The sequence below is a fragment of the Nocardioides sp. NPDC057577 genome (assembly GCF_042801335.1).
GTDB lineage: Bacteria > Actinomycetota > Actinomycetes > Propionibacteriales > Nocardioidaceae > Nocardioides.
Map to the genome: position 1 here is coordinate 1 of NZ_JBHVGB010000246.1, position 6,577 is coordinate 6,577.

A 6,577-nucleotide genomic window follows, 5' to 3' on the forward strand; every position below is an offset into this window, starting at 1 on the left:
GCGCGCCCCTTTCAGCTCACTGCCTCCAGCAGGCGATCGCCCAGGTCGGAGCGGAGATAGAGGACCGATCGGCCGTGGCGGGCCGAGGTCAGCAGCCCAGCCGCCCGCATCGCCCGCAGGTGCTGGTTGACGGCTGTGGCGGTGACCCCGAGGCGTACGGCCAGCTCGGTGGAGGAGGCCGGAGCCTCCAGCAGGGTGAGGAGCCCGGAGCGGGTCTCCCCGATGAGGTCGCGCAGCGCCCGCGGCGACCGCGGCCGGTCGGTCGTCCACAGGTTGCCGAGGCCGCGTGCCGGGTAGAACACGACCGGCGGCTCCTCGGGCGAGATCGGCGTCGACGGGTTGCGGGTGAACAGGGTGGGCACCACGGTGAGCCCGACCCCTGCGGTCGTACGCCGGTAGTCGACCTTCGAGGTGGTGAGCCGGATCGAGAGGACGTCGTCGGCGAGGGTGACGCGCGGTGAGATGTCGGCGAACATCGCCGCCATGCCGGAGTGCACGATCGTCCGGCCGCGATGGACGATGTCGGCCTCCAGCACCGCTCGCATCCGCTGCCAGTGGGGTTCGAAGCAGGCGTCCCAGTAGCCACGGAGCGCGGCGAGGATGCGGCGCAGCACGACCTGCGGGCGTCCGACCAGGACCGCCGGGGGACCGCCGTCGAAGTGGACCGCGTCGAGATCGCCGCGGACGCGGTGCGGAGGGGTCGCGGCGACCACCTCGAGCTCGTCCTCGAGCCGGGCGAGGGGGTTGCGCGGGCGCGGGTTGAGGAAGTCCGGCGTCCAGAGCCGCTCGTTGGTCAGCGCCAGCAGGGTCTCGCGATCCAGGTCCGCGGCGCCGACGGTGCGGAGCCAGGGCAGGTGGAGCGGGAACCGGCCGGGGTCGCGCAGCGCTCGCAGCGAGAGGGTGAGCTCGTTGAGCGGCGAGATGGCGAACCGGACCTCGCTCAGGTCGGGACCGGCCAGGTCGTACCTGATCATGAAGCAATACGCTACATCGTTAGCCCGCGTGGGCGCGGGGTGCGACAACTGGACCCGTGATCCGACCTCCCAGCGACCCGGTCGAGCGCCCGCTCGTCGGTGCAGTCGCCGCCCTCTCCCTCGCACGTGGCATGTTCTTCGCGGTCAGCGCGCTCTACTTCACCCGCACCGTCGGTCTCTCGGCGGTCACCGTCGGCATCGGCCTGACCGTCGCCGGAGCCGTCGGTGTCGTGGCGACGTACGCGGGTGGGCGGCTCAGCGACCGATGGGGCGCCGACCGGGTGCAGCTGTGGGCGATGGCGAGCTACGGCATCGCCCTGCTCGCCTACGCCCTGGCCCGCGACGTGGTCGCGTTCGTGCTGGTCGCGACCTGGGTCTCGGCCTCGCGCGGCTTCCAGTCGAGCGCCCAGTCGACGCTGGTCGCGCGCTGGTTCGACGGCCCCGACCGGGTCGCCGTACGTGCCCGGCTGCGGGTGGTGATGAACGTGATGATCGGGGTGGGAACGCTGCTCGCGGCGGTGGCGCTGGCGGTGGACACCGGCGCGGCGTACCGCGCCACGATGGTGCTCGTCGGCGTGCTCACCACGCTCGCTGCGGTGCCGCTCATCGGGCTCAGGCGCCGGGTCACCGGGCTGGGCGAGAGGATGGATGCCGGCTCCGGGCCGGCGGTGGCCAAGGGTCCGTCGCCGCTACGTGACCGCACCTATGTCACCGCGACGGTGCTCAGCGGGGTGATGGCGATCCACTTCGGGGTGACCTCGATCGGGGTGCCGCTGTGGGTGGCCGACCACACCGATGCGCCGACGGTCCTGGTCTCGCTGCTCCTGGTGGTGAACACGGTCTACGTCGCGCTCTTCCAGGTGCGGGCCTCGCGCGGCACCCACGACATCGCCACGGCAGGGCGGGCCGTGAGGGGTGCCGGGTTCCTGCTGCTCGCCGCCTGCATCCTCTTCGCCGCGGCGGCCTATCTGGGCCCGGTGGCCGCCACGGTGTTCCTGCTGCTCGCCGCGCTCGCCTCCTCGGCCGCCGAGACGCGCGGTGAGGCGGGCAGCTGGGGACTGGCCTTCGAGCTCGCCGACCAGGAGCGGGCCGGCGCCTACCAGGGCGTGAGCCAGATGGGCTATGCGCTGGCCCACATGCTCGCGCCTCTCGTGGTGACGGCCACCGCGATCGACCACGGCACCGGCGGATGGATGGTGCTGGGCGCGCTCTTCGCCGTCACCGGCATCCTCACCGCGGTGCTCGCCCGGCACGCGGCTGTGGCGCGTGCCCAGGATCAGGCTCAGGCTCAGCGCAGCGAGTACGTCGCCAGCGAGACCCCGGTGTAGTGCGCGACGAACGCGAGGATCGTGAAGGTGTGGAAGACCTCGTGGAAGCCGAACCACCGCGGCCACGGGTTGGGGCGCTTGAAGCCGTAGATGACGCCGCCGGCGGTGTAGAGCGCGCCACCGACGCAGATCAGCGTGAAAGTGGCGATCCCGATGCCGAGGCCGAGCGCCACGGCGCCGGTGAAGAACGACGGGATGAAGAAGATCGCCGCCCAGCCGAGCGCGATGTAGTTGGGGACGTACAGCCAGCGTGGGGCGTCGTTCCAGAAGACCCGGAAGAGCACACCGAGGATCGCGCCGGTCCAGACGACCGAGAGCAGCACGACCTGCGTGACACCGTCGAGCAGCAGCAGCGAGAAAGGTGTGTAGGAGCCCGCGATCATCAGCATGATGTTCGCGTGGTCCCAGCGCTTCATGATCGTGAACCACCGCTCGTTCCACCGGCCGAGAGCGTTGACCCGGTGATAGACGGCGGAGACGGTGAAGAGCAGGAGCGCGGCCATCGTGAAGACCGCCGCACCGACCCGCGGAGCGCCTGACGGAGCCAGCACGATCAGGACGATCCCGGCCGCCAGCGTGAGCGGGGCCGTGGCCAGGTGGATCCAGCCGCGCAGCTTCGGGAGGGCCTCGTGAACGGTCGAGGAGACCGAGTCGGTGATGTTGCCGACCTTGAGGCGCATCGCATCCGTCATCTCGCTCATGCCGCCGCCTCCGTCGAGGAGGGGCAAGAATACGGAGCCGGTGGCCTGAGGCCTATGGTCGTTCGCTTGCGCTCTCTCATGACGCGTAACAGTATCGGTCCACCCTGAAGATGAGGTGAATCCTGTCCCGCTGGGTGATGTCGCCGCGCCGCCGTTACCCTTCTCCTCGTGGCAGACTGGAAGGAAGGCGTACGTCGGGTTCTCTACCCGGCCTACGAGGCGCGGATGCTCCGCAAGATCGATTCCTCCAAGCTGCCCAAGCACGTCGGGGTGATGCTCGACGGCAACCGTCGCTGGGCCAAGGAGGTCGGCCAGTCGACGGCCCACGGCCACCGCGCCGGCGCGGCCAACATCGAGCCGCTGCTCACCTGGTGCGACGAGATCGGCATCGAGGTGGTCACCCTGTGGCTGCTCTCCACCGACAACCTCAACCGCCCTGCCGACGAGCTGGCACCGCTCCTCGAGATCATCGCCGACGCGGTCGACTCGCTGGCCGACGTACGCCGCTGGCGGCTGCACCCGGTCGGCGCGCTCGACCTGCTCCCGCCCTGGCTGGCCCAGCGCCTCAAGGCCGCCGAGGAGGCGACCCGCGACGTCGACGGGATGCTGGTCAACGTCGCGGTCGGCTACGGCGGCCGCCGCGAGATCGCCGATGCCGTACGCGCCCTGCTCAACGAGCACGCCACCCGCGGCACCTCGCTGGAGGAGCTCGCCCAGATCATCGACGTCGAGCACATCGCCGACCACCTCTACACCAAGGGACAGCCCGATCCCGACCTGGTGATCCGTACGTCGGGGGAACAGCGCCTGGGCGGGTTCCTGCTGTGGCAGAGCGCGAAGTCGGAGTTCTACTTCTGCGAGGCCTACTGGCCCGATTTCCGGCGTACGGACTTCCTGCGCGCCCTGCGGGCCTACGCCCACCGCGAGCGTCGCCTCGGCAGGTGACCGCTGGCCGGAACATTCGGGGCGTCACCAGGAGTTCACAAAGAAAAATCGTTCGTGTTGCCACGGACCGTTGGTCCGGCGTCGTAGCGTTGTACCAACGGCGGGGAACAAATTCCCGTCGCACCTGGAGGCCCGTTACGTGAGAAGTCACGAACCGAACCTGTGTCAGGATCCCATCGATCCTGACGGGTGTGAGGCGGTCGGCACCCCGACTGACGGTCCACCGTCCGGTCCATCTGATTAGTGATGAGATGACCGGACTCATGGGTGTGTGAGCCGGTCGCGAGAGGTGATCCGCGTGGCCAACCCAACCACGAACGAGCACGTCACCGAGGCCGATACGTCGGCCGCTCCGACACCGGCGTCGGAGTCTTCCCCCTCGGCCGAGAGCGAGTCGCCGCACCCGCGGACGTTCGTTCTCGACACCAGCGTCCTGCTGTCGGACCCGAAGGCCATGACGCGCTTCGCCGAGCACCAGGTCGTCCTCCCGGTGGTGGTCATCACCGAGCTGGAGGGGAAGCGGCACCACCCGGAGCTGGGCTACTTCGCCCGCTCCGCACTCCGGCAGCTCGACGGGCTGCGGGTCACCCACGGCCGCCTCGACACGGCGGTTCCGGTCGGTGAGGAGGGCGGCACGATCCGTGTCGAGCTCAACCACACCGACCCGTCCTCCCTGCCGAGTGGCTTCCGGCTCGGGGACAACGACACCCGGATCCTCGCGGTCGCGCGCAACCTGAAGGGCGACGGGCTCGACGTCACCCTGGTCTCCAAGGACCTGCCGATGCGGATCAAGGCGTCCGCGGTCGGGCTGAAGGCCGAGGACTACCGCGGTGAGCGGATCAACGACTCCGACCCGGGCTACTCCGGGATGGCCGAGCTGGACGTCGCCTCCGCGTCCCTCGACGAGCTCTACGACGACGGCGTCCTCGAGCTCGACGCGGCCCGGGACCTGCCCTGCCACACCGGTCTGGTGCTGATGTCCGACCGTGGCACCGCGCTGGGCCGGGTCGGCCCCGACAAGCAGGTCCACCTCGTCCGCGGTGACCGGGAGGTCTTCGGGATCCACGGCCGCTCCGCGGAGCAGCGGATCGCGCTCGAGATGCTGCTCGACCCCGAGGTCGGCATCGTCTCCCTCGGTGGCCGGGCCGGCACCGGGAAGTCCGCGCTGGCGCTGTGCGCCGGGCTGGAGGCGGTCATGGAGCGCAACCAGCACAAGAAGGTGCTCATCTTCCGCCCGCTCTTCGCCGTCGGCGGCCAGGAGCTCGGCTACCTGCCCGGCACCGAGGGCGAGAAGATGTCGCCGTGGGGCCAGGCGGTCTTCGACACGCTCTCCGCGGTGACCACTCAGGACGTGATCGACGAGATCATCGACCGGGGCATGCTGGAGGTGCTGCCGCTGACCCACATCCGCGGCCGGTCGCTGCACGACTCGTTCGTGATCGTCGACGAGGCGCAGTCGCTGGAGCGCAACGTGCTGCTGACGGTGCTCTCCCGCATCGGCGCCAACTCGAAGGTGGTGCTCACCCACGACGTCGCCCAGCGCGACAACCTCCGGGTCGGACGCCATGACGGCGTGGTCGCGGTGATCGAGAAGCTGAAGGGTCACCCGCTCTTCTCCCACGTCACCCTGACCCGCTCCGAGCGCTCGCCGATCGCTGCGCTGGTCACCGAGATGCTGGAGAACGTGGTCCCGTGACGCCGTAATCATTGTCACGTCAACGGCCCCAGGCCCGTAAGGTCTGGGGCCGTTGTGATTTCTGTGACTCATGTTACGAAAGTGATGCTCAGGACGGTCATTTCTGACCTACAAACGGTGCGTCCGGTTTGATACGGGGTTGGTGCTCATGCATTGTTTGCGGGTCTGTAATGCCTCAGCCCCCGAATGAGAGCCCGTGACCAAGCCTGTTCATCGTGCCCCGCGACATCGCGGTGCACCAGCGAATCCGCTTGTCGACGTTCCGCACAAGGCTGCGCGTACGACCGCCAAGACCACCCTCCTCCTCTCCGTCCTCGCCCTCGGCGGGACCGGCGCGGCAGTCGCGGGCGGGGTGGCCTACGCCGGCCCCGCCACCGACGACCCGACGCTGAGCGCGGGCGAGTCGGCAGCCGCCGACATCCCCGAGCTCACCGACGCCCAGCGCGCCGCGATCGAGGCCGAGTCCGCCGCCCGCGGCGGCGAGACCTCCCTGTCGCGTTCGGCCGGTGACCGCCGCGAGGTCGCCGACCCCGGCAAGCAGGCCGCCCTGTCGGCCGGCAACGACGTACGAGCCATCGCCGGCATCGAAGAGATCGAGATCGATCTGCGCAACCCCAAGGACATCGCCAAGTCGATGCTCGGCGACTTCGGCTGGGGGATGGACCAGTTCTCCTGCCTCGAACCGCTCTGGGAGAAGGAGTCGGGCTGGAACCCGAACGCCGCCAACCCCTCCTCCAGCGCCTACGGCATCCCGCAGGCCCTCCCCGGCTCCAAGATGGCCTCCGCCGGCGACGACTGGGAGACCAACCCCGCCACCCAGATCGAGTGGGGCCTCGGCTACATCAACGACCGCTACGGTTCCCCCTGCGGCGCCTGGGGCCACTCCCAGTCCGTCGGCTGGTACTGAGCACCCCGAGTCGGCTCATCCTGACG

The 6,577-nt window shown here is 69.7% G+C and carries 6 protein-coding genes; 4 read left to right on the forward strand and 2 right to left on the reverse strand.

The genetic code is table 11. The features are described 5' to 3' along the window. Positions 1-11 precede the first annotated feature (11 nt). Complete coding sequence (locus tag ACFU7D_RS27915) at positions 12-974, reverse strand: DUF5937 family protein (RefSeq protein WP_378873447.1); 963 nt, start codon at positions 972-974, stop codon at positions 12-14. Between the two features lie 56 nt (positions 975-1,030). Between ACFU7D_RS27915 and ACFU7D_RS27920 the strand changes: the two genes are divergently transcribed. After that, positions 1,031-2,302 (forward strand): MFS transporter, encoded by a 1,272-nt coding sequence (locus ACFU7D_RS27920; protein WP_378873449.1) that lies wholly within the window; start codon positions 1,031-1,033, stop codon positions 2,300-2,302. On the opposite strand, the gene ACFU7D_RS27925 is transcribed toward ACFU7D_RS27920, so the two are convergent. Beyond that, positions 2,263-3,003 (reverse strand): hemolysin III family protein, encoded by a 741-nt coding sequence (locus ACFU7D_RS27925; RefSeq protein WP_378732996.1) that lies wholly within the window; start codon positions 3,001-3,003, stop codon positions 2,263-2,265. The genes ACFU7D_RS27920 and ACFU7D_RS27925 overlap by 40 nt on opposite strands. Before the next feature lie 168 nt (positions 3,004-3,171). On the opposite strand from ACFU7D_RS27925, the gene ACFU7D_RS27930 reads away from it, so the two are divergent. From ACFU7D_RS27930 to ACFU7D_RS27940, 3 genes are all read left to right on the forward strand, one after another. Then, entirely contained in the window at positions 3,172-3,948 is a 777-nt protein-coding gene (locus tag ACFU7D_RS27930) for an isoprenyl transferase (RefSeq protein WP_378732994.1), read from the forward strand. A gap of 298 nt (positions 3,949-4,246) precedes the next feature. Continuing rightward, positions 4,247-5,644, forward strand: coding sequence for a PhoH family protein (locus ACFU7D_RS27935; RefSeq protein ID WP_378732991.1), 1,398 nt, complete (start codon positions 4,247-4,249; stop codon positions 5,642-5,644). Positions 5,645-5,840: 196 nt separating this feature from the next. Further along, entirely contained in the window at positions 5,841-6,551 is a 711-nt protein-coding gene (locus ACFU7D_RS27940; RefSeq protein ID WP_378732989.1) for a transglycosylase SLT domain-containing protein, read from the forward strand. Positions 6,552-6,577: the final 26 nt, after the last annotated feature.

Bases quoted from the DNA above. Each gene is read 5' to 3' on its own strand.
- ACFU7D_RS27915 (WP_378873447.1), bottom strand. From the start codon at position 974: ATGATCAGGTACGACCTGGCCGGTCCCGACCTGAGCGAGGTCCGGTTC.
- ACFU7D_RS27925 (WP_378732996.1), bottom strand. From the start codon at position 3,003: ATGAGCGAGATGACGGATGCGATGCGCCTCAAGGTCGGCAACATCACC.